The sequence below is a fragment of the Streptomyces noursei genome (assembly GCF_001646665.1).
Classification (GTDB): domain Bacteria; phylum Actinomycetota; class Actinomycetes; order Streptomycetales; family Streptomycetaceae; genus Streptomyces; species Streptomyces lavendulocolor.
The window spans coordinates 1-23,859 of sequence record NZ_LWBU01000280.1 but is presented as its reverse complement, the minus strand read 5'-3'; the positions used below and the strand labels follow the sequence as shown (position 1 = coordinate 23,859).

13 protein-coding genes are annotated in these 23,859 nt (G+C 72.4%); 5 read left to right on the top strand and 8 right to left on the bottom strand.

Annotation, left to right across the window (positions count from 1 at the left end):
• Nucleotides 1-81: 81 nt before the first annotated feature.
• The 7 genes from pulA to A4V12_RS21250 all read right to left on the bottom strand — a co-directional run bounded on the left by pulA (nucleotide 82) and on the right by A4V12_RS21250 (nucleotide 13,787).
• Nucleotides 82-5,427: a pullulanase-type alpha-1,6-glucosidase gene (pulA, locus tag A4V12_RS21280; RefSeq protein ID WP_064071075.1), complete on the bottom strand. Its 5,346-nt coding sequence runs from the start codon at nucleotides 5,425-5,427 to the stop codon at nucleotides 82-84.
• Nucleotides 5,428-5,569: 142 nt separating this feature from the next.
• Nucleotides 5,570-7,273, bottom strand: a complete 1,704-nt coding sequence (locus A4V12_RS21275; RefSeq protein ID WP_064070999.1) for a carbohydrate-binding module family 20 domain-containing protein — start codon at nucleotides 7,271-7,273, stop codon at nucleotides 5,570-5,572.
• Between the two features lie 436 nt (nucleotides 7,274-7,709).
• Nucleotides 7,710-8,792 (bottom strand): LacI family DNA-binding transcriptional regulator, encoded by a 1,083-nt coding sequence (locus A4V12_RS21270; RefSeq protein WP_064070998.1) that lies wholly within the window; start codon nucleotides 8,790-8,792, stop codon nucleotides 7,710-7,712.
• Nucleotides 8,780-10,432, bottom strand: coding sequence for a glycoside hydrolase family 13 protein (locus A4V12_RS21265; RefSeq protein ID WP_064070997.1), 1,653 nt, complete (start codon nucleotides 10,430-10,432; stop codon nucleotides 8,780-8,782). The genes A4V12_RS21270 and A4V12_RS21265 overlap by 13 nt, the downstream gene beginning before the upstream one ends.
• Before the next feature lie 170 nt (nucleotides 10,433-10,602).
• Nucleotides 10,603-11,466: a sugar ABC transporter permease gene (locus A4V12_RS21260; RefSeq protein WP_234372276.1), complete on the bottom strand. Its 864-nt coding sequence runs from the start codon at nucleotides 11,464-11,466 to the stop codon at nucleotides 10,603-10,605.
• Nucleotides 11,463-12,488 carry a carbohydrate ABC transporter permease gene (locus tag A4V12_RS21255; RefSeq protein ID WP_064070996.1) on the bottom strand — a complete coding sequence of 342 codons (1,026 nt, stop codon included), beginning with the start codon at nucleotides 12,486-12,488 and terminating at the stop codon, nucleotides 11,463-11,465. The genes A4V12_RS21260 and A4V12_RS21255 overlap by 4 nt, the downstream gene beginning before the upstream one ends.
• A 24-nt stretch (nucleotides 12,489-12,512) precedes the next feature.
• A complete protein-coding gene (locus A4V12_RS21250) occupies nucleotides 12,513-13,787 on the bottom strand; it encodes an extracellular solute-binding protein (RefSeq protein ID WP_064070995.1) in 1,275 nt (424 codons plus the stop codon).
• Nucleotides 13,788-14,136: 349 nt separating this feature from the next.
• Between A4V12_RS21250 and A4V12_RS21245 the strand changes: the two genes are divergently transcribed.
• The 3 genes from A4V12_RS21245 to A4V12_RS21235 are packed head-to-tail and all read left to right on the top strand — an operon-like array spanning nucleotide 14,137 to nucleotide 17,920.
• A complete protein-coding gene (locus tag A4V12_RS21245; protein WP_079137226.1) occupies nucleotides 14,137-15,909 on the top strand; it encodes a glycoside hydrolase family 13 protein in 1,773 nt (590 codons plus the stop codon).
• A 25-nt stretch (nucleotides 15,910-15,934) separates the two neighbouring features.
• Entirely contained in the window at nucleotides 15,935-17,005 is a 1,071-nt protein-coding gene (locus A4V12_RS21240; RefSeq protein WP_064070994.1) for a LacI family DNA-binding transcriptional regulator, read from the top strand.
• Between the two features lie 36 nt (nucleotides 17,006-17,041).
• On the top strand, nucleotides 17,042-17,920 hold the full coding sequence (locus A4V12_RS21235) for a phosphatase PAP2 family protein (protein WP_079137225.1): 879 nt from the start codon (nucleotides 17,042-17,044) through the stop codon (nucleotides 17,918-17,920).
• A 37-nt stretch (nucleotides 17,921-17,957) separates the two neighbouring features.
• On the opposite strand, the gene A4V12_RS21230 is transcribed toward A4V12_RS21235, so the two are convergent.
• Nucleotides 17,958-20,942, bottom strand: coding sequence for a bifunctional [glutamine synthetase] adenylyltransferase/[glutamine synthetase]-adenylyl-L-tyrosine phosphorylase (locus tag A4V12_RS21230; protein WP_064070993.1), 2,985 nt, complete (start codon nucleotides 20,940-20,942; stop codon nucleotides 17,958-17,960).
• 404 nt (nucleotides 20,943-21,346) lie between these two features.
• Here A4V12_RS21230 and A4V12_RS21225 point away from each other — a divergent pair, with 404 nt between their 5' ends.
• Both A4V12_RS21225 and A4V12_RS21220 read left to right on the top strand, forming a co-directional pair.
• Nucleotides 21,347-23,353: a PIG-L family deacetylase gene (locus tag A4V12_RS21225; protein ID WP_079137224.1), complete on the top strand. Its 2,007-nt coding sequence runs from the start codon at nucleotides 21,347-21,349 to the stop codon at nucleotides 23,351-23,353.
• 59 nt (nucleotides 23,354-23,412) lie between these two features.
• Nucleotides 23,413-23,844 (top strand): VOC family protein, encoded by a 432-nt coding sequence (locus tag A4V12_RS21220; RefSeq protein ID WP_064070992.1) that lies wholly within the window; start codon nucleotides 23,413-23,415, stop codon nucleotides 23,842-23,844.
• Nucleotides 23,845-23,859 lie beyond the last annotated feature (15 nt).

Here is a 23,859-nt window from a genome sequence, read left to right as displayed (position 1 = left end):
CGTGTCGTGGGTCCGGGCCACGATAGAGCGGGGCGCCACGGGCCGGAGCAGGTGTCCGGTCCGTGGCGCCCCGCCGCGGGTCTACCGCCGGGTGAACACCGCCACGGTGCGGGCCGGGACCGTGAAGGTGCCGGTGGCCGCCTCGTAGGAGGAGGTCTTGACGGTGGCGTCGGAGCCGTTCGCCTGGACCGGGTGGAGGACGTGGTCCTCGCCGGCCAGGGCGCCGACGGTCTGCGTCTGCTTCGCGGGCGTGGCGTTGAAGACCACGACCAGGTCACCGAGGCGCATGGTGATCACGCCGGGGGTCTCCTCCGTGCCGGAGAGCGGGAAGTCCAGGGCGTCCTGGACCTGCTCGGCGGTGGACAGGCTGAAGGCCTTCTCCGTCGTACGGAGCTTCAGCAGGTCCCGGTAGGCGGCGGAGGCGCCGGTGATCTGCGGGCAGCCGACCGTGAGGGACGGGGAGGTCAGCAGCGGCTTGCCGAAGGACCACTTGTCCTTGTTGTCGGCGGCCGGCGGCAGGCCGCGCCCGAAGCCGTTGCCGGCCCGGCAGTCCCAGTTGAGGACGTTGAACCAGTCGCCGCTGTCGTAGGAGTTGCGGTCCAGCGACTTGGAGCGGAGCAGGTCGCTGCCCGCCTGGGAGAGCGCCGGGCCCTGGGAGAGCGCGGCCGTCGCCATGGCGAGGACCTGCATCCTGGCGCGGTCGTCGGGGGACGTGGCCGCCGGGAGCTTGAAGGCGAGCGCGTCGTACAGGGTCTCGTTGTCGTGGGCGTCCGCGTAGGCGAGGGCGTCGCCGGGGGCGGCGGCGTAGCCGGCGGGGGCGCCGTTGTAGTCGACCTCGGAGCCCTTGACCTTCTTCCCCGAGGTGTCGGTGAAGGTGTAGGAGGCGAGGTTGCCGGACAGGCCGACCTTGATCAGGTCCTGGTAGTGCAGGAGGCGGGCCTTCTGCTCGGCCGGGGTGCCGTTGGCCTCGGACGTGTTGGGGTCGGTGAACAGGCCGGAGGCGAAGCCCTGGACGCCGGGGTCGGCGTCGAAGGGGCCGCCGCCGCGCACGGCGTCGCGGGCGCGGTCGGAGAAGGTCGCGATGCCGGTGCCGGCCATGTTCTTCTGGGTGGCCTGGACGAAGCGGGCGTCGTCGGCGATCTCGCCGAAGTTCCAGCCCTCGCCGTACAGGATGATCTTCTTTCCGTCGACGCCGTCCTTCGCGACCGTGAGGGCGTCGAGGGCCTTCCTGACCTCCAGCATGTTGGCCTTGGGGTGGTGGCCCATCAGGTCGAAGCGGAAGCCGTCCACCTTGTACGCCTTGGCCCAGGTGACGACCGAGTCGACGACGAGCTTGCCCATCATGGTGTTCTCGGGCGCGGTGTTGGCGCAGCAGGTGGAGGTGGCGACGGTGCCGTCGGCGAGGAGCCGCTGGTAGTAGCCGGGGACGATCCTGTCGAGGACGGACTTGTCCGACTGGCCGCTCGCCACGGTGTGGTTGTAGACCACGTCCATGACGGTGCGCAGCCCGGCCCCGTTGAGGCCCTGGACCATCTGCCGGAACTCGACCGTGCGGCGCGTGCCGTCCGGGTCGGAGGCGTAGGAACCCTCGGGGACGGTGTAGTGCAGCGGATCGTAGCCCCAGTTGAAGGCGTCCTTGGCGGCGGCCTTGGACACGCACGCCTGCTGCTCGTCGGAGTCGGGGGCGTACGCCTTCAGGTCGCAGTCGGGGGTGGCCTGAGCGGACTTCTTCTCGGGGATGGTGCCGATGTCGAAGACGGGCAGCAGGTGCACGTAGGAGGTGCCGCTGCCGGCCAGCTTCTTCAGGTGCTTCATGCCGTCCGACGCGGTGTCGGTGAAGGCGAGGTAGCCGCCCGGGTGCTTGGAGGTGCGGTCCGCGACGGAGAAGTCGCGGACGTGCAGCTCCTGGATCTGCGCGTCCCGCAGCGGGGTGGCGGCCGGCTTCTTCAGGGAGGTCCAGCCCTTGGGGGCGAGCTTCGGGTCGGCGAGGTCGGTGACCAGGCTGCGGGCGGAGTCGGCGGTGAGGGCGGTGGAGTAGGGGTCGGTGACCTTGTTGGTGACGACCTTCTGGACGGTGGGCGCCCAGACCTTGACCTCGTACCGGTACGGCTTGTTCTTCCAGCTCCTGTTGCCGGTGACCGACCAGACGCCGGTGGCCGCGTCGCGCTTCATCGCCACGCGCCGGCCGTCGAGGTCGAGGGCGACGCTCTGGGCGGTGGGCGCCCAGAGGGAGAGGGTGGGTGTGCCGTCGCGGAAGACGGGGCCGAGGGCCTTCCGCTTGGCGCCGGCGCCGTACAGGTCGTCGAGGACGCCCGGGATCTGGACGCCGGTGGCGGCGAGCAGGGCGCCGTTGGGGGCGCGGTGGGTGGCGAGCAGCTGGCCGCGCAGCGCGGTGCGGACCCGGTCGGCGTCGCGGGGGTCGAGGGTGAAGGCCGGGTACTCCTTGAGGTGCGGGTACTTCGCCTTCTGCGGGTCGGTGAGCGTGCCCGGGTTCAGGCGCAGCCACCGTCCCTCGTCGGAGAGGGCGCCGTCCGGGGCGGTGATGCCGCCGTCCGCGTCGTAGACGAGCTGGGTGCTGGTGCCGGGCGCGGACTTGACCTTCCAGACGACGGTGCCGGCGTCGATCCACTGGGCCTCGGCCCTGGTGAGGTCGAGGGCGGGGGCGGCGCCGGTGGTGGGCAGCAGGTAGCCGGTGTCGCCGGTGAGGAGCCAGACCTCCTTGCCGTACGTGCCGAAGTCGAGGGACCGGTCGGCGGGGATGTCCTTCTCGTCGCCCTTGTGGACGATGTAGGAGAGGGACGTGGCCCCGGCGGCGAGCGGTACTTCGAAGGTGAGGCCGAAGGCGTCCTTCTTCACGGGCTGGAGGGGCTTGGACCAGTCGGTGGGGGTGGCGGCGCCGGTCCAGGTGTGCAGGCCCCAGCCGTCGTACGCGCCGTCGGGGCGGTGGTAGTGGATGACGGCCTTGCCCTGGTCCTGCGGCGGGTAGGCGCCGTCCGGTGCCTTGTTCTGCTGGGCGTCGGAGCCCTGCTTGATCCACACCTCGCCGGTGGCGGCGAGGTCGAGGGTGCGCTGCGGGCCGTCGGGGGTGCCGTTCTTCTCGACGGTGTACGGGACGGACGTGGCGCCGTCCTCGACCTTGACCCAGGCGAAGGCGCCGTAGGCGTCGCGGCCGGTGAAGGCGGCGGTGGTGGTGGATCCCGTCCGCAGCTGCCAGCCGTCGTAGTCGCCGTCGGGCCGCTGGTAGTGGACGACGGCGTAGTCGCGGTCGACGGCGCTGGGCTTGCCGGGCTTCGGTGCCTGTCCGGCGGTGGTGGCGGCGAGGGCGCCGGCGGTGCGGCCGGTGCTGTCGATGACGACGGCCTTGTAGCGCAGGGCGGTGCCTGCCGCCACGGAGGCCGGGACGTGGTGGGTGACCTTGTACGGGGCGTGGTCGGCCGAGCCGAGGGTCTGCCACTTGCCGTTGCCGGTCTGGGCGGCGAAGACGACGCGGTTCAGGCTGCCGCCGTCGACGTCCGCGGTGACCTCGACGGTGCCGGTGGCGCCGGCGGCCGGGGCCTTGAGCGTGAGGGTGGGGGCGGTGGCCGGGGCCGGGACGGGCTTGCCGGCCCTGAGGACCACGGAGGACAGGGCGGGCACCGTCAGCTTCAGCCTGTCGCCGCCGGTCGTGACGGTGCCGGTGCCGCCGTACAGGTAGCGGAACGCGGTGTCCGGGGAGTCGGTGGTCAGCTCCACGGTCTTGGCGGTGGTGGCGTTGTTGACGGCGACGACGTACTCGGTGCGCGCCTTGGCGTCCGTGCGGGAGAAGGCGTAGACGCCCTGGCCCGGGTCGGCGTGCCGCTCGGTCTGGATGCCGTCGCGGAGGGCCGGGTGGGCCTTGGTGAGCCGGGCGAGGGCGGCGATGGAGCGGTAGAGGGGGTGGCCGGTGTCGTACGCGTCGGTGGCGTGCGTGCGGTCGGTGCCGAGCTGGTCGTCGTCGAGGTAGTCGGCGGTCTTCGACGCGAACAGGGTCTGGCGGGCGTCCTTGTCGCCGCCGGCGCCGGTGAAGCCCTGCTCGTCGCCGTAGTAGACGACCGGGTTGCCGCGGCTGAGGAACATCAGCTCGTTGGCGAGCCGGTAGCGCTTGACCAGTTCGGCGTCGCCGGCCCCTTCGTTGTCCTGCTTCAGGAAGGTGCCGAAGCGGCCCATGTCGTGGTTGCCGAGGAAGGGCACCGACTCGTAGGCGTTGGCCTTGTCGGTGGTGTAGCGGTAGTCCTGGGCGAACAGCTCGGAGAGCTTGGTGGCGGGACCGCCCTGGGAGGCGTACCGGCGGGCGGCGTCCTGGAAGGGGAAGTCGAGGGTGGCGTCGAGCCTGCCCCGGGTGACGTAGGGGGCGGTGACGGCCGGGTCGGCGGAGTAGACCTCACCGAACATGAAGAAGTCGTCCCGGCCGCGCTTCGCGGCGTACGCGTCGAGGGCGGTGGCCCACTGGGTCCAGAACTCCGAGTTGACGTGCTTGACGGTGTCGATTCGGAAGCCGTCGATGTCGAAGTCGCGCACCCAGCGCTGGTAGATCTTCTCCATGCCGTCGACGACCTCGGGACGCTCGGTCCACAGGTCGTCCAGGCCGGCGAAGTCGCCCTGGGTGGAGGACTCGCCGGCGAAGGTCGAGTCGCCCCGGTTGTGGTACATCGTGGGGTCGTTGAGCCAGGAGGGGACCTTGAGGTTCTTCTTGGCATCGGGGACGACCGGGGTGCGCGGGAAGGAGTCGCGGTCGGTCTTCGGGAACGGCTCGGTGCCGTCGGCGTAGTCGGCGTCGTCGAAGGGGACGCCGTCCTTGGTGAGGTAGGGGAAGGCGCCCTTGGAGAGGTAGTTGTAGGACTTCTCCTTGTAGTCGACGACGTCGGCGGTGTGGTTGGTGATGACGTCGAAGAAGACCTTCATGCCCTTGGCGTGGGCCTTGTCGATGAGTCTTTCGAGGTCGGCGTTGGTGCCGAAGTGCGGGTCGACCTGGGTGAAGTCGGTGATCCAGTAGCCGTGGTAGCCGGCCGAGGCGTCCTTGCCCTCGCCCTGGACGGGCTGGTTCTTGAAGATGGGCGCCATCCAGATGGCGGTGGTGCCCAGGCCCTTGATGTAGTCGAGCCGGTCGGTGAGCCCCTTGAGGTCGCCGCCCTGGTAGAAGCCCTTGTCGGCGGGGTCGTGGCCGGTGGTGAGGCGGGATCCGGTCAGTCCGCCGCGGTCGTTGCGGGGGTCGCCGTTGGCGAACCGGTCGGGCAGGACGAAGTAGAACTGCTCGCGGGTCAGGTCGTGCCGGGCGGGCTCGCCCGCGAGTGCCTTGTCGGACGGCGGGGCGGGGGGCGCGGGGGCGGCGGTCGCCGGCAGGGCCGGGACGAGTGCCGCGACCGTGGCCGCCGCGAGGGCGGCCGCGGTTCTGCGCGGGACGCGCGACATGCGCGGGTCGCGCGGCTCGCGCGGCAGGGATCGGGGGCGTATCAAGGCCGGATCTCCTCGAGGAGGGTTGCTTCAGACGGGGTTGCGAGCCGCCCCGGGCCGGGGAGGGCGCGGGGCGGCGGATGTGCGGGCGTACCCGGGGTCAGGAGCGGAACGTGTCGTTCAGGGTGACGGTGCCGGAGGCTGGGACGGTCGCGGTGCGGTTGGCGCCGGACTCCCAGGTGACGTTCCCCGCGGCGTCCTTGCGGACGTACTTGTACTGGAAGGACGTGCCGGCCGGGAGTGCCACGTCGAGCTTCCACACCGGGTAGGCGGCCGGGTCCAGCTTGGGCGCGGCGGCGGTGTTCCAGTTGCCGAGGGCGGCCAGGTTGCCGGTGACGTGGATGTTCTCGCCGGGGGCGGTGGTGGCGTTCACGGCGAAGGACGCGCCCGTGGTGGCGGGCGGCGGCGTGGTGGATCCGGCGCCGCAGGTGCGGGCGCCGGCGTGCAGGGCGACGGCCGTGCCGGCGGCGAGCGTCGCCGTGAAGCGGCCGGAGCCGTCGACGGTCACGGGCCGGTTGTTCTGGACGTCGCAGTAGTCGCCGGCGGGCAGCGAGGTCTGGAACGTCCGGGTGAGGGCGGACGTCTCGTGGTTGATGGCCACGTACGCCTTGGTGCCGCGCCCGAAGGCGATCTGGTCGCCGCCGTTGTCCCACCAGTTCGTGACGCCCTGACCGCGGGCCACGTTCCGGAAGGCGACCATGGAGGCGATCTCGCGCCAGGCGTGCTGGCACTTCCAGCCGTCGCTGTAGCAGGCGCCGACGTTGCCGCCGCCGGGCGGGCCGGCGTCCTTGTCGGTCCACTCGTAGCCGGAGTGGACGTCCGGGGAGCCGTACGGCCAGGCCAGCATGAAGACGTTGGCGAGGGTGTACGCGGAGCCGTTCTTGTAGTTCAGCGTGTCGCCGCCGCGCTCGGTGTCGTGGTTGTCGACGAAGACGCCGGACCTGCCGGACTCCATGTGGCCCCAGGCCTCGCCGAAGTTCTTCAGGTACGCGAGGTTCTCGCCGAGGAAGACGCGCTTGAGGTCGCGGGCGTAGCGGAACTCCTGGACGTCGCCGTTGCCGAGGTACTCGCTGGGCGAGACGGCCTCGCCGGCCCCGTGGATCGCCTCCTGCTTCCAGTAGACGCCCGGGTTGGTGAGCTTGGCCTTGATGGCCGCCAGGTCGTTCGCCGGCATGTGCTTGGCGGCGTCGATGCGGAAGCCGTCGACGCCGAGCGTCAGCAGGTCGTTCATATAGCCGGCGATCTTGGTGCGGACGTACTCCTCGCCGGTGTCGAGGTCGGCGAGCCCGACGAGTTCGCAGTTCTGGACGTTCGCCCGGTCCTGGTAGTTGGAGATCTGGGCGGTGCAGTCGTTCATGTCGGGCGCCGAGTACAACCCGGGGTAGCCGTACTTGGTGTACGCCGTGCCGCCGGTGCCGGTGCCGTTGCCGGCCGCCATGTGGTTGATGACGGTGTCGACGACGACCTTGACGCCCGCGGCGTGGCAGGTGTTCACCATGGACTGGAAGGCCGCCCGGTCGCCGAGGCGGCCGGCGATGCGGTAGCTGACGGGCTGGTACGAGGTCCACCACTGGCTGCCCTGGATGTGCTCCTGGGGCGGGGAGACCTGGACGTAGCCGTACCCGGCGGGGCCGAGGCTGTCGGTGCACGCCTTGGCCACCGAGGCGAAGGTCCACTCGAACATCACGGCCGTGACGTCCTTGTCGCCGGGCGGGGCCGCGGCGGCGGGGGTGGGGGGTGCCGTGACGGCCACGGCGGCTCCGGCCACGAGGGCGAGCGCGGCGGCCACGGTCTTGCGGGCCATGTTTCCTCCTGGGGAATGGGAGGTGCGGTAGCGACGGTGCAGCCTCGTACGGCAACGCGCCATGCCCGCAAGGCCCTGTGAATCTTCTTGCTGCAAGAAAGCAGCAATACTTTTCGGTCGTGACCGTACGAGTCCCCAGGTGCGCGGTCAACCCCTTGGACACATGCGGTTCACAGAGAGGAAATCCGCCGGATTCAGCTCTGCAAGACCTTTCGCAAGCACTTGCAGTGGTGTTACGTTCAACGACGACTCCGGTCCGGTCGGCCGGGGGTCCCCGTACCCCGGGGCCCCACGCGCCCGGCCGGCCGGGCCGGGCACGCCGGCCGGCCCCGACCAGGGACCGGCGGCGTCATGAACCGGGAGGCCCGGGGCCGACAGGACCCCGCCGCGCCCGATCACGGGCGGGCCCCGGGCCCCCGCACCCCGCTCACCGCTCTCACCTGCGCTGTGCGGTGGAACCCCGTACGACCAGCTCCGGCTGGAACACGAACTCGGTGCGCTGCACCGGATTGCCGTCGATCTCCTCCAGCAGCGCGTCCACCGCCGCCGTGGCCATCGCCTGGACCGGCTGGCGCACCGTCGTCAGCGGCGGGTCCGTGAACGCGATCAGCGGCGAGTCGTCGAAGCCGACGACCGACACGTCGCGGGGCACGTCGAGCCCCCGCCCCCGCACCGCCCGTATGGCGCCGAGGGCCATCAGGTCGCTGGCGCACACGATTCCCGTGCAGCCCTGGTCCAGCAGCGTCCCGGCCGCCGCGTGCCCGCCCTCGACGCCGAACAGGGTCTGCTGCACGCGCAGTTCCGCCTCCTCGGTGCCGACCCCCAGCAGGCTGCGCAGCGCCGCCGTGAAGCCCTCGGCCTTGCGCCGCGAGGGGACGTACCGGGTGGGCCCGATGGCCAGCCCGATCCGCTCGTGCCCCAGCTCGACGAGGTGCCGCACCGCCATGCGGGCGGCCGAGCGGTCGTCGGGCGAGACGAAATGCGCGTCGATGTGCTCGTTGAAGCCGTTGATGAGGACGAACGGCACGCCCCGGGACGCCAGGTGGACGTACCGGGACGGGTCGGCGCTGGTGTCGGCGTGCAGCCCGGAGAGGAACACGATGCCGGTGACGCCGCGCTCCTCCAGCTGCTCGACCAGCTCGTCCTCGGTGGCACCGCCCGGCATCTGGGTGCACAGCACGGGCGTGTAGCCGTGCCCGGCCAGGACCTGCTCGATGACCTGGGCGAACGCCGGGAAGATGGGGTTGGTCAACTCCGGGATGACCAGCCCCACCAGGCCGGCGCTGCGGCGCTTGAGCCGCACCGGCCGCTCGTAGCCGAGCACGTCGAGGGCGGCCAGCACACGGGTCCTGGTCGGCCCGGCGACGCCCGCCTTGCCGTTCAGGACCCGGCTGACCGTGGCCTCGCTGACGCCGGCCTGCGCGGCGATGTCCGCGAGCCGCGGGGCGCCCCCTCCTCCGTCGCCCCGCGGCTCGGTCCGTGCGTCGCCACGGGGCGACAGGATCGTCACACCGCCCACCAGACGGTGGTGTCGGCGGGCAACTCGGCGGTGCCGTCCACGCTGGTGCGCACCTGCTCGTTGGCGAGCAGCATCCGGCCGGGCACCGGTATCCGCACGGCCTCGCCCGTGGTGTTGGCGTGGCACACGAAGGTGCCGCGCCGGAAGGCGAGCACGCCCTCGGGCGCGTCCAGCCACTCCACGCCGTCGCCGGCGCCCAGCGAGGGCTGCTCGCGGCGCACGGCGAGCGCGCTGCGGTACAGCTCCAGGGTGGAGCCCGGGTCACCGGTCTGGGCCTCGACGCTCAGGGTCCCCCAGGCGTCCGGCTGGGGCAGCCAGCTGCCGCCGCCGCCGAAGCCGTACGACGAGCCCTCCGCCGTCCACGGGATCGGCACCCGGCAGCCGTCGCGGAAGCCGTCCTGGCCGGTCGCCCGGAAGAACGACGGGTCCTGGCGCACCTCGTCGGGCAGGTCCGTGACGTCCGGCAGGCCGAGCTCCTCGCCCTGGTAGACGTACGCCGAGCCGGGCAGCGCCAGCATCAGCAGCGTCGCCGCCCGCGCGCGGCGCAGCCCCAGCTCCCGGTCGCCGGCCGTGCGCAGCTGGGTGCCGAGGCCGGGCGGGTTGGCGAACCGGGTGGCGTGGCGGGTCACGTCGTGGTTGGACAGCACCCAGGTGGTGGGGGCGCCGACGGGGCGCATCGCGGAGAGCGAGGCGTCGATGACCTTGCGCAGCTCGGCGGCGTCCCAGTAGGTGCCCAGGTACTGGAAGTTGAACGCCTGGTGCATCTCGTCGGGGCGCACGTAGTTGGCGGTGCGCTCGACGGTCGGGGTCCAGGCCTCGGCGACCAGGACGCGCTCCCCGTCGTACTCCTCCAGGACCTTGCGCCAGCTGCGGTAGATCTCGTGGACGCCGTCCTGGTCGAAGAACGGCATGACATCGTTTCCGAGCAGCTTGAGCTGGTCGTGGGCGCCGATGTCGGGCAGCCCGGCCGCCTTGACGAGGCCGTGGGCGACGTCGACGCGGAAGCCGTCGACGCCCATGTCGAGCCAGAAGCGCAGGATGGAGCGGAACTCGTCGCGTACGGCGGGGTGTTCCCAGTTGAAGTCGGGCTGCTCGGGGGCGAACAGGTGCAGGTACCACTCGCCGTCCTCGACGCGCGTCCACGCCGGGCCGCCGAAGATGGACTCCCAGTCGTTGGGCGGCTCGGAGCCGTCGGCGCCGCGGCCGGGGCGGAAGTGGTAGCGCTCGCGCAGCGGCGACCCGGGACCCTCGCGCAGCGCGCGCTGGAACCACTCGTGCTGGTCGGACGAGTGGTTGGGCACCAGGTCGACGATGATGCGCAGGCCCAGCTGGTGGGCCTCGCGGATCAGGGCGTCGGCGTCGAGGAGGTTGCCGAACATGGGGTCGATGGCGCGGTAGTCGGCGACGTCGTACCCGGCGTCGGCCTGCGGCGACGCGTAGAAGGGGCTGAGCCAGACGGCGTCGACGCCGAGGTCCTTCAGGTACGGCAGACGGCTGCGGATGCCTTCCAGGTCGCCCATGCCGTCGCCGTTGCCGTCGGCGAAGCTGCGCGGATAGACCTGGTAGATCACCGCGTCTCTCCACCAGCCCGTGTGCGTGCCGGTGGCGGGGGCGGCGGGGGCAGCGAGGTGCTGGGTCATGTCTTCCCTGGAGTGGAGGAGTGGAGCGGCCGCCGGCCCGGGACGGGGCCGGACCGGCGCCGCGGACCGGAATACGGGAGGGGCGTCGGGACGACGTGCGGCCCGCCCCTGCCGCGCGGGACGTGTCCGGCGCGCGGGGAGGGCGTGACGCACGTGGTCCGCCGTCCCCCCTACGACTTGGTGGCGCCGGCCGTCAGGCCGGAGACCAGGTGACGCTGGACGAGGCCGAACACGACCGCGGCGGGTGCGGCGATCAGCACGGCCGCGGCGGTCAGCGAGCCCCAGTCGGCCGTGTACTGGTTCACGAAGGTCTGGAGGCCGCCGGCGAGGGTGAGGTTCTCCTCGCCGGTCATGAACGCGGACGCGTAGGCGACCTCGGCCCAGCCGGTGATGAACGTGTAGAACGCGGTGACCGCGAGGCCCGGCTTGGCCAGCGGCATGATCAGCCGCCAGAACGTGCCGAACGGGGTGAGGCCGTCGACGCGCCCCGCCTCGTCGATCTCGGCGGGGATGCCGTCGAAGTACCCCTTCATCATCCAGGCGCAGAACGGCACGGCGACGGTGAGGTACGTGATGACGAGCCCGACGGGCTGGTTGAGCATGCCGAGCGTGGCCAGCAGGTTGTACAGCGGCACGATCAGCACGGCGACCGGGAACATCTGGGTGATCAGCAGCAGCCACATCAGCGGGCGCAGCCCGGGGAAGCGGAAGCGGCTGACGGCGTAGCCGGTGGTGGCGGAGATGAAGACACCGATGACGGTGGTCAGCCCGACGACGACCAGGGAGTTGCCGACCCAGGAGAGGAACTGGGTGTCGGAGACGACGTGGCTGTAGTTGGCGAAGGTGAAGTTCTTGACGAGCGAGGTGTCGAACGCGTCGTTCGTCGGCTTGAAGGACGTGATCACCAGCCACAGCGGCGGGAAGACGGCGATGACGGCGGCGGTCAGCAGCGTCAGGTGCAGCCCGACGGAGGCCAGCGGCGAGCGCTCGCCGCGGAGCCGCACCTTGCCCGTGGTAGAGGTCTTGTCGGTCACCACATGTCTCCCTGCTTCTTGAGCGCGCGGCGGTAGACCACCGCGAAGAGCGACAGGAGCAGCAGGATGACCACGCCCCAGGCCGCGGATGCCGCGTAGTCGCGCGGGCTGACGATGAACGACAGCCGGTACGCGTACGTGACGAGGATTTCGGTGGAGTCGCCGGGACCGCCCCGGGTGAGCAGGTAGATCACCGGGAACATGTTGAAGGTCCAGATGCAGCTCAGCAGCGTCACCGTGGCGGACACGGGACGCAGGCCGGGCAGCGTGATGTGGCGGAAGCGCTGCCAGGCGCTCGCGCCGTCCATCTCGGCGGCCTCGTACAGCTCACCGGGGATGGACTGCAGGCCGCCCAGCATGGAGAGGATCATGAACGGCACGCCCAGCCAGACGTTGACCGCGATGACCGCCACCTTGGCCCAGGTGGGGTCGTTCAGCCAGGAGATGCCGTCGATGCCGCCGCCGGCCAGCAGCTGGTTGAAGAGGCCGTTGCGCTCGTTGTAGAGCAGCTTCCAGGTGAAGACCGAGACGAACGGCGGGACGGCCCAGGGCAGGACCAGGGCCATCCGGTAGAGGGTCCGGCCCTTGATGTTGCGGTTGAGCATGACGGCCAGCGCCAGGCCCAGGGACACCGACAGGGCGACACACGCGACCGTCCACACGAGGGTCCAGCCGAGCCGGTTCCAGAACACCTCGTCGGTGAGGACGGCCGTGTAGTTGTCGAGACCGACGAACTTGTACGTCGCGGGGATGTGGTTCACGCCGATGGTGCGCTCGACGTTGGCCTCGTTGGCGTCCGTCAGCGACAGGTAGACGCCGCGTGCCAACGGGTACCCGATGATCACACCGATCACGGCCACCACGGGAGCGACCATGCTCCAGGCGTACCAGTGGGTGCTCAGCGCCCTGCGCAGCCGGCCGGGGGCCGGGGATCCCGGGTTCTTCGCAGTGCGGTGACCGCGGCCGCGGGCGCGCTCGGCGCCCGCGGCCTTCGTCACCGACTGGCTGGTCTCGACAGCCATTGGTCGGTCAGCCCTTCCCAGTGCTTACTTGTAGTCCTTGAGCATCTTGCGGTAGGCGTCGCCGGTCTCCTGGGCGGCCTTCTCCGGCGCGGTCTTGCCCGTGAGGACGTTGGCCATCTGGAGGCGGATCGGCTCGAAGAGGGCGTTGCCCTGCGGGATCCAGGGGCGCTCGACGGCCTTGTCCACGGCCGGCTTGAAGAACTGGACCATCTCGTTGCCCGACACGCTCGGCTTCGTGTAGACCGAGAGGCGGGTCGGCAGCAGGCTGAGCTTCTCGGTGGTCTGCTGCTGCACCGAGGCGGAGCTCATGTACTTGGCGAACTCGTAGGACGCGTCGAGGTTCTTGGAACCGGCGTAGACGGAGAGGTTCCAGCCGCCCTGCGGGGCGCCCTGACCGGCGCTGCCGGCCGGGACGGGCGCGATGCCCAGGTTCTTCGGGTCCTTGAACTCGGCACCGGCGCGGGAGTCGGCGATCGCCCACGGGCCGTTGAGCATCATGGCGACCTTGCCGGACTTGAACGCGTTCTGCATGTTGTTCCAGCCGTCGGAGGCGTCGGTGATCGCCGCCTTCGAGTCGACCAGGTCCTTGATGGTCTTGTACGCCTTGACGCCCGACGGGTCGTCGATGGTGATCTTCTTGCCCTTGGCGTCGACCAGGTCGCCGCCCTCGCCGTAGAGGAAGGACAGGAACCAGTACGGGTCGTCACCGCGCAGGTACAGGCCGCTCTTGCCGGGCCACTTCTTGCTGACCTTCGCGGACGCGTCCTTCAGCGCCTCGAGGGTCGAGGGGACCTCGGCACCGGCGTCCTTGAGCATCTTCTTGTTGTAGAAGAGCGCCATGGTGTCGATGACCTGCGGCACCGCGTAGGTCTTGCCGTCGAACTTGGTGCTCGCGGCGGCCTGCGGCAGCCAGTCGCCCGGGTTGTCGACGGCGCGGGTGCCGTCCAGCGGGGCGAGGTAGCCCAGGCTGGCGAAGTCGGCGACCCAGGCGACCTCGGTGCGCATCACGTCGGGGGCGCCCGAGTTGCCGCCGGCCGCGTTCTTGAACTTGGCGTTGGCCTCGCCGAACGGCACGCTGACGTACTTGACCTTGACCTTCGGGTGCAGCTTGGTGAAGCCCTCGGCCAGGGACTGGTACGTCGCCTTCTCGGCCTCGTTCGAGGTGTCCCAGAAAGTGACGGTGCCGGACAGCTCGCCGGAGCTGTTCGTCCCGCCCTGGTTGTCGCCGCCGCCTCCGCAGGCCGCAGTCGTCAGACCGAGGGCCGCGACCAGCGCGGTGGCCGCTATGCCACGCCGCATGTGAACTCCTTCAACTGATCCCGGGAAGACGAAGGCGGATCACATGTCTGGATCTCGTGCCTCCTGCAGACCGCTCCCTCGCGGTGCGCCGGGTTGCCAGGAACGTAACAGGGATGAAAACGCGCCGAAAGACCTTGCGGCAAATTTCTGCAAGGGCGGCTGATCGTTACATCCGCGTGTCCCTACAGTTGCCGTCGCATCGCTTGACAGACGCGGTGACGCGGCCTTGCGCGGGCCGGGAGACCTCTGCAAGCCTTTTCGTAAAGGCTTGCAGGACCGTTTCATTACCGCCCCCACCTCGTTAGATGTACGTAGCCCCCATCCCGGCCCACCGAGAGGGACACCGCACATGGCCCACGAGCTGACCTCGTCCGTACAGGCGCCGGAGGACCTGCGCCCCGCAAGCCCTTCCGGCGACCGCACGGGATGGTGGCGCGAGGCCGTCATCTACCAGGTGTACGTCAGGTCCTTCGCCGACAGCGACGGCGACGGCATCGGTGATCTCCGCGGGGCCCGCGAGCGCCTCCCCCACCTGGCGCGGCTGGGCGCCGACGCGGTGTGGCTCACCCCCTTCTACGCCTCGCCCCAGGCCGACGGCGGCTACGACGTGGCCGACTACCGCGCCGTCGACCCCCTCTTCGGCGACCTCGCGGACGCCGACGACCTGGTGCGCACCGCGCACGACCTGGGGCTGCGGGTGATCGTCGACATCGTCCCCAACCACACCTCGGACCGGCACCCGTGGTTCCGCGAGGCCCTGGCCGGCCGGGGGCGGAAGCGGTACCACTTCCGCCCCGGCAAGGGACCCGACGGCTCCCTGCCGCCCAACGACTGGGAGTCCGTCTTCGGCGGCCCGGCCTGGACCCGGGTCCCCGACGGCGAGTGGTACCTGCACCTGTTCGCCCCCGAGCAGCCGGACCTCAACTGGGACGACGAGGAGGTCAGGGCCGAGTTCGAGTCGGTGTTCCGGTTCTGGCTGGACCTCGGGGTCGACGGGTTCCGCGTCGACGTCGCGCACGGCATGGTCAAGGCCCCCGGGATGCCCGACATCGGGCACGGGGAGCAGGCCCGGCTGATCGGCACGCAGCAGCTGCCCTTCTTCGACCAGGACGGCGTCCACGAGATCCACCGCGCCTGGCGGCGGCTCCTGGACACCTACGAGGGCGAGCGCATCGCCGTCGCCGAGGCGTGGGCGCCGTCGGCGGAGCGGCTGGCGCTGTACGTACGCCCCGACGAGCTGCACCAGGCGTTCAACTTCCAGTTCCTCAACTGCCCGTGGGACGCGGACGCGCTGCGCAGGGTCATCGACGACTCACTGCGGGCCACCACCTCCGTGGGCGCGCCGACCACCTGGGTGCTGTCCAACCACGACGTGGTCCGCCACACCACGCGGTACGGCGAGGGCGCCACGGGGCTGCGCCGGGCGCGGGCGGCCGCGCTGCTGATGCTGGCGCTGCCCGGGTCGGCCTACGTCTACCAGGGCGAGGAGCTGGGGCTGCCCGAGGTCACGGAGCTGCCGGACGAGGTGCGCCAGGACCCGGCCTTCCTGCGGGGCGAGGGGCAGGACGGGCTGCGCGACGGCTGCCGGGTGCCGATCCCGTGGACGGCCGCGGGCCCCTCGTACGGGTTCGGCCCCGGCGACAGCTGGCTGCCGCAGCCGGCGTCGTGGGGCGGCCTGTCGGTGGAGGCCCAGACCGGCGACCCGGACTCGACGCTGGAGCTGTACCGCAGCGCCCTCGCGCTGCGCCGCGAGCACCCGGCGCTCGGCGCGGGCGACGCGGTGGAGTGGCTGCCCGCGCCCGACGGGGTGCTGGCCTTCCGCCGGCGGGCCGAGGGCGCGGGCGACGGGCCGGCCGGGGGCGACCTGGTGTGCACGGTCAACGTCACGGACCGTCCGGTCGCCCTGCGCGCCCCGGGCGGCCGGGTGCTGCTGGCGAGCGCACCGGGCGACGGGCTTCCCGGCGGCGGTGCCCCCGAGGGTGCCGGACCGCTCGGCGGGGGCGCCGTCCCGGGGGTCAAAGTGCCGCCCCCCGCACGGGAGTCGGCGGTTCCGGCGGCCTCCGGGGACGGCGGGCGGACCGTCCTGCTGCCCGCCGAGTCCTGCATCTGGTGGGCAAGCTGACGTGCGGCCGGTACAGTCGCATTCCATGACCGCGCGGCTAGCCGACATCGCAGCCCAGGCGGGGGTCAGCGAAGCCACAGTCAGCCGCGTGCTCAACGGCAAGCCCGGTGTGGCCGCGGCCACCCGTCAGTCCGTGCTGGCCGCGCTCGACGTGCTCGGCTACGAACGTCCCGTCCGCCTGCGCCAGCGCAGCGCCGGACTGGTCGGGCTGATAACCCCCGAGCTGGACAACCCCATCTTCCCGGCCCTGGCCCAGGTCATCGGCCAGGGTCTGACCCGCCAGGGCTACACGCCCGTCCTCGCCACCCAGACCCCGGGCGGCTCCACCGAGGACGAACTCACCGAAATGCTGGTCGAGCGGGGCGTTTCCGGCATCATCTTCGTGTCCGGACTGCACGCCGACACCACGGCCGACATGACGCGCTACGACCAGCTGCGCGGCCAGGGCGTCCCCTACGTACTGATCAACGGCTTCTCCCCCAAGGTGCAGGCGCCGTTCGTCTCCCCCGACGACCGGGCCGCGATGCAGCTCGCCGTCACGCACCTCGCCTCCCTCGGGCACACCAGGATCGGCCTCGCGGTCGGGCCCAAGCGGTTCGTCCCCGTGCTGCGCAAGATCGAGGGCTTCCGGCTCGGCATGCAGGCCCGGCTGGGGCTCGACCCGGAGCAGTGCGAGGAGCTGATCCAGCACTCGCTGTACACCCTGGAGGGCGGGCAGGCCGCCGCGACCGCGCTGATCGAGCGGGGCTGCACCGCGGTCGTCTGCGCGAGCGACATGATGGCACTGGGTGCCATCCGGGCCGCCCGCCAGAAGGGACTGCACGTCCCCCGGGACGTCTCCGTCGTCGGTTTCGACGACTCCCCCCTCATAGCCTTCACCGACCCTCCGCTGACCACCATCCGCCAGCCCGTCCAGGCGATGGGCCAGGCGGCGGTGCGGGCCCTGCTGGAGGAAGTGGGCGGCACCCCCGCCCCGCACAGCGAGTTCGTCTTCATGCCCGAGCTGGTCGTACGCGGTTCCACCGCCTCGGGACCCCAGGGTCAGAGGTCCTCCGAAAGGCGTAGCGATGGCGATGAGGACCAGACTGACGGATGATCGACCGAGTAGACCTATCTGGCAGACTCTTGGCCCATGGGTGACACGACTGTGAGGACACTGGAAGGCCGCGAGGCCCCGGCACCACCGGTGGAATCACCCATCGAACAGGGTCCGGCCCGCGTGGCGGACAGCCGGACCGTGTGGCAGCGTGCGCGCGCCCCGCGGCGGCCCCGCATCTGGTTCGAGATCCTGCTGATCGCGGTGAGCTACTGGACGTACTCGCTGATCCGCAACGCCGTGCCGGAGCAGAAGGCCGAGGCGCTGCGCAACGCCGACTGGATCTGGCGGGCGGAGCAGTCCCTCGGCATCGCCGTCGAGAAGACCGTGAACCACGCGGTGGACTCGGTGACGTGGCTGATCGTGGGCATGAACTACTACTACGCCACGCTGCACTTCATCGTCACCATCGGTGTCCTGGTGTGGCTGTACCGGTGGCATCCGGGGCGGTACGCCGCCACCCGCCTGGTCCTGTTCTCCACCACCGGCGTCGCCCTGCTCGGCTACTACCTGTACCCGCTGGCGCCGCCGCGCCTGATGACCTCCGAGCGGTTCATCGACACCGTGCTGGTGCACCACACGTGGGGCTCGATGGCGTCGGGCGACCTGAAGAACATGTCCAACCAGTACGCCGCGATGCCGTCCATGCACATCGGGTGGTCGCTCTGGTGCGGCCTGACCATCTTCGCCCTGGCCAAGGCGCCCTGGGCGAAGATCCTCGGCCTGCTCTACCCGACCGCCACGCTCGTCGTCATCGTCGCCACGGCCAACCACTTCTGGCTGGACGCGGTGGGCGGCATGATCTGCCTGGCGTTCGGCTACACCCTGGCGTTCGTCTGGTACGGCAGCATGCCGCACCGGCTGGCCCGCCACGTGGCGGCCGACGCCCCGCGCCTGTGGAGGGCGCGCCGCTGACGCCGGCCGCAGCCCGGGCCCGGCCCGGGCGGCGGACTCAGCCGCCGTAGAACAGCTCCTCCACCACCGCCCGGGCCCGGCGCGTCGTACGCCGGTAGTCCTCGACCATCTCGCCGACGTGCCCGGGCCCGTAGCCGAGGTACCGGCCGACCGCCGCCAGCTCGCGGGTGTCGGACGGGAAGGTGTCGCCCGCCCGGCCGCGTACCAGCATCACGCCGTTGCGGACCCGGGTCGCCAGCACCCACGCCTCGTCGAGCGTCCGGGCGTCCTGCTCGCCGATCAGGCCCGCGTCGCGGGCGGCGGCCAGGGCCTGGCGGGTGCGGGTGGTGCGCAGGCCCGGCACGTGGTGGCCGTGGCACATCTGGAGGAGCTGCACCGTCCACTCGACGTCCGACAGCCCGCCGCGCCCCAGCTTGGTGTGCAGGGCGGGGTCGGCGCCGCGCGGGAGCCGCTCGGTCTCCATCCGGGCCTTCAGGCGCCGGATCTCGCGCACGGCGGCCTCGTCCAGGCCCTGCTCGGGGTAGCGCAGCGGGTCGGCCAGCTCGATGAACCGGCGGCCCAGGTCGGGGTCGCCGGCCATCGGCTCGGCGCGCAGCAGCGCCTGGCTCTCCCAGCCGAGCGACCAGCGGCGGTAGTAGGCGGCGTACGACTTCAGGGTCCGCACCAGGGGGCCGCTCTTGCCCTCGGGGCGCAGGTCCGCGTCGATGAGGAGCGGCGGGTCGGCGGTGGGCAGCTGGAGCAGCCGGCGCATCTCCGCGACCACGGCGTTCGCCGCCCGCGCCGCCTCCTGCTCGTCGACGCCCTCGCGCGGCTCGTGGACGAAGAGCACGTCCGCGTCGGAGCCGTACCCCAGCTCGTGGCCTCCGAACCGGCCCATGCCGATCACCGCGAACCGGGTGGGCAGCGTGTCGCCCCACTGCTCGCGCACGGCGGCGCGCAGGGCGCCCGCGATGGTCGCCGCGTTCAGGTCGGTGACGGCCTGGCCGACACGGTCCACCAGGGCACCGGGATCGGCCTCGGCGGGGCTGTCCTCCGTGCCGTACGAGCCGATGATGTCGGCGGCGGCGGTGCGGAACAGCTCCCGGCGCCGTACGCCGCGGGCGACGGCGACCGCCAGTTCGGCGTCCTCCGCGCGGCCGACCGCCGCGAGGATCTCCGGCTCCAGGTGGTCCCGGCCGCGCGGCCGCAGGCCCTCGGGCGCGCCGAGGATCGCCACCGCCTCCGGGGCGCGCAGCAGCAGGTCGGGGGCGAGGCGCCCGGCGGACAGCACCCGGGCGAGGTTCTCCGCCGCCGCGCCCTCGTCGCGCAGGAGGCGCAGGTACCAGGGCGTCTTGCCGAGCGCGTCCGACACCTGGCGGAAGCCCAGCAGGCCGGCGTCCGGGTCCGCCGAGTCGGCGAACCAGCCGAGCAGCACCGGCAGCAGCGTCCGCTGGATCGCGGCCTTCCGGGTGACCCCCGACGACAGGGCCTCCAGGTGCCGCAGGGCGGCGGCCGGATCGGCGTACCCCAGGGCCTCCAGCCGCTGCCCGGCGGCCTTGGCGCTCAGCCGGGTCTCGCCGGGCGTGAGCTGGGCGACGGCGTCCAGCAGCGGCCGGTAGAACAGCTTCTCGTGCAGCCGCCGCACCACCGCAGCGTGCCGCCGCCACTCCCGGTTCAGCGTGGCGACCGGGTCGGTGCGCAGCCCCAGGGAGCGGCCCAGCCGGCGCAGGTCCTCCTCGCCCTCCGGGACGAGGTGGGTGCGGCGCAGCCGGAAGAGCTGGATGCGGTGCTCCATCGCGCGCAGGAAGCGGTAGGCCTCGTCGAGCTGGGCGGCGTCGGCGCGGCCCACGTAGCCGCCGGCCGCCAGCGCCTTCAGCGCCTCCAGGGTGGTGCCGCTGTGCAGGGTGGCGTCGCTGCGCCCGTGCACCAGCTGCAACAGCTGCACCGCGAACTCGACGTCCCGGAGCCCGCCGGGACCGAGCTTCAGCTCGCGGTCGACGTGGGCGACGGGAATGTTGTCCACCACGCGGCGGCGCATCTTCTGTACGTCGGCGACGAAGTTCTCCCGCTCGGCGGCCTGCCACACCAGGGGTGAGACGGCCTCGGCGTACGCGGCGCCCAGCCGGGCGTCCCCGGCCACCGGACGGGCCTTGAGGAGGGCCTGGAACTCCCACGTCTTGGCCCAGCGCTGGTAGTAGGCAAGGTGGCTGGAGAGGGTGCGCACCAGGGGCCCGTTCCTGCCCTCGGGCCGCAGGTTGGCGTCGACCGGCCAGATGGTGCCCTCGACGGTCGGCTCGGAGCAGATGCGCATCAGGTGCGAGGCCAGCCGGGTCGCGGCCTGGAGGGCCTTGCCCTCGTCGGCGCCGTCGGCGGGCTCGCCGACGAAGATGACGTCCACGTCCGAGACGTAGTTCAGTTCGTTGCCGCCGCACTTGCCCATCGCGATCACCGCGAGGCGGCACAGCGCCGCGTCCTCCGGGGCGGCGGCGCTCGCCAGGGCGAGGGCCTTGCGGAGGGTGGCCGTGGCGAGGTCGGCCAGCTCGGCGGCGGTCTCGGCGACGTCGGTGGTGCCGCACACGTCACGGGCCGCTATGGCCAGCAGGCAACGGCGGTAGGCCACGCGCAGCGACACGGGATCGGTCGCCCCGGCCAGCCCGCGCTCGAAGTCGGCGACGCCCGGGTGCAGGTCGGTCGACTCGTACGTGACCAGTGCCTCCCAGTCGCGCGGGTGGCGGGCCAGGTGGTCGCCCAGCGCCTCGGAGGCGCCCAGCACGCCGAGCAGCCGGTCGCGCAGCGGCTTGGCGCTCAGGACGGTGCCGAGGAGCTGCCGGCCGTCCTCGCCCTGCGCCTCGGCGAGCCGGACGAGCCCGCGCAGCGCCAGGTCGGGGTCGGCGGTGGCGCCGAGCGCGTCGAGGAGGACCGGGTCGCCGCGCACGGCGGACAGCACGGGCAGTTCCAGGAGCCGCTCGGCGGCGGACGGATCGGTGAAGCCGTGCCGCAGCAGTCGGGTGAAGGTACTGCTCCTGCGCCCCGGCCCGGTCATGTCGCCCCTTTCTGAGGCTCGGTTCCCCTCCGGGGCGCCCGCCGCGTGCGTCGACGGTCGATCGTGCGCGGTTCCCGGTCCCCCGGGACCTCCGCGCGTTCTCCCTGACGACGCCCGCGCGCCCCTTCGGCTCACTCGCCTTCGCGTGCCTCCCGAGCCTATCGGCCCGCGCCCGCACCGCACCGTGAGGCCCCGGGAACGGGCCGCGGCGTCCGGGCGCGGGGGGGGGTGGGCGCGAGGGCGGGGCGGGGGGCGCGGCTCCCGGGGCGCGGGGCGCCGGGGGCGCGGGCCCGGAGGCGGGCGCGGGCGTGAGGCACCGCACACCGGGGCGGATGAACCCGGCGGGCGCGCCGGCCCTCTTCACCCCCGGTTCACCCCCCGTCCGCTCACGGAAGCCGCCGCCCATGCCTCGCCCCGCCCTGTCCACGTTCCGCCGCGGCCTGCTCTGGGCCGCGCCGATCGCCGTGCTGGCCGGCATCACGGGCGGCACCCTGACATTCACCGCCGGGTCGTCGGACGCGTCCGACGTACCGAGCCGGGGCGTGCCCGAGGCAGACGCGGTCAAGCCCGTCCGGACGAGCGGCGAGGCGGTGGTGCAGATCATGGCCCACCCGGACGACGACCTGTTCTTCATGAACCCCGACACCGCGCAGTCCATCGCCTCCGGTCACAGCCTCACGTCCGTCTACCTCACCGCGGGCGAGTCCGACGGCCGCAACGCCCGCCGCCAGGACCCCGCCCCGCGCGCCGACAAGGCGGCGTACTCGGAGGCCCGGCAGAACGGCATACGCGCGGCCTACGCCGAGATGGCCACCGGCAACCGCACCAGCCCCTGGGACCGCACCTCCATGGCCACCGCCGGCGGCGGCCGGGCCGAGCTGGACACACTGCGCGCCGACCCGCGGATCAGCCTGGTCTGGCTCCAGCTGCGCGAGGCGGGCAGCATCACCGGCGACCGGCCGCACAGCCTCCGCGGCCTGTGGGACGGCCGGGTGGAGCGCCTGGAGTCGCAGCTCGCCGCCGGTTCCCCGGTCCGGGACGGCTTCGCGTACACCAAGGACGGGACGGTCGAGACGCTCACCGGTGTCCTGGCCCGCTTCAAGCCCACCTTCGTACGGATGATGGACCCGACGCCCGGCCTGAACGACAGGACCGGCAAGCTCTCCGACCACCAGGACCACATGTACGGCGCCCGGTTCGCGCAGGCGGCGCTCGCCCGGTACGCGGAGAGGCCGGGCCGGCCTGCGTTCGCCGTGCAGAACTACCTCGGCTACTCGACCGGCGGCCTGCCGCACTCCCTGGACCCGAAGAGCACCGCGGCGAAGCTGCGGACGCTGAAGACGTACGCCTGGTGGGACCACACCGACTACTGCGAGGACCCGGCCGGCTGCGGCGACCGCAAGGTGGCCGCCCGTCCCGCCGGACACGGCTGGGCGCAGTCGATCCGCTACGCCCGGGGCAATTCGGCCTCCTGGGTGCAGCGGGGCGCGTCGCAGGGCGAGCTGTACGCGTTCGCCGTGCTCGACGGCCGCCTGGCGGTGTGGCACAAGGACGGCGCCGCCGCCGCGCGGTGGACGGGGCCGGTCCTGCGGCCGGGCGCGGGGCTGGACGCCGGGGTGACCTCGGTGCGGCTGCCGGACGGCCGGATCGCGGTGTTCGGCACGCGGACCGACCTGGACGGGGAGTACCGCCGCGAGGTCGTCACGTCCGTGCAGTCGGAGCCGGGCGGACGGTTCGGCGCGTGGCGGTCGCTGGGGACGCCCGAGCGGGACGACGAGACGGCGACGTCCGACATCAGCCTGCCGGCGGTACTGGTGGACCGGGCGGGCCTGATGACGGTGTACGTGCGCGACGGCGGTCACTCCCTGAGCGCGAGCGCCCAGCGGGCGGACGGCGGCTGGGGGCCGTGGCGGCCGGCCGGCGGGCGGGACCTGCGGGGCGACCCGGTGGCGGCGACGGACGCGAAGGGCCGCGGGTACGTGTTCGCGGGCACGCCGAGGACGGTGCTGGCGTGGGCGCAGGCCGCCCCGGGCGGGCCGGTGGCCGGACCGGTGGCGACCGGGCTGCCGGCGACCACCGTGGCGCTGGGCGCCTCGCCCGACGGCGCCGACGGGGTCCGGCTGTGGTTCCGGAAGCCGGCCTCGGGCGACGTCCGCTCGGCCCGCTTCGCCGGGAGCGGTCACGCCTCGCCGGTGCGGGACGCGCCGGGCGGTGTCGCCGGCCACGGCGCGGTGGCCGCATGGGAGGGCCGGCCGGTCGTGCGGGCGGGCTCCGGCGCGGTGGCGGCCTCGGCCGGTGGGCCGTGGGCGACCGGTCGGGGGCTGTTCGCCGGCGCCCCGGCGGCGGCACCGGCCGGCTTCGCGACGCTGGGGCTGGACGGCCGGCTGAATTGGACGCCCTGGGAGCGATGAGCCCCCGCCGCGGGTGGAGTCCGGCTTTGATGGACGTACCCACCCATGGAGGAGAACGCATGAACTGGACACTCGAAGTGGTCCTCGTCCCGGTCGCCGACCTCGACCGGGCGAAGGACTTCTACGGCACCAAGTGCGGTTTCAGGGTCGACCTGGACACCGAGGTGGCGCCGGGGATCCGCATCATCCAGCTGACCCCGCCCGGGTCCCGCTGTTCGATCGCCCTCCAGAGCGGTATGCCCGCGGCGCCGGGCGAGGAGGTGATGGCGCCGGGTTCGCTGCACGGCCTCCAGCTGTGCGTGACCGACATCGAGGCGGCCCGGGAGCGGCTGACGGCCCACGGCGTGGAGGTGAGCCCGGTCCGGCACGTGGGCCCGGCGGGCTGGACGGAGGGCAAGGGCGAGACGTGGAACTCGTTCATGTTCTTCAAGGACCCGGACGGCAACGGCTGGACGGTCCAGGAGGCCCCCTCCGAGCTGTCCGAGCGCTAGGTCGTGTCCGCAAAG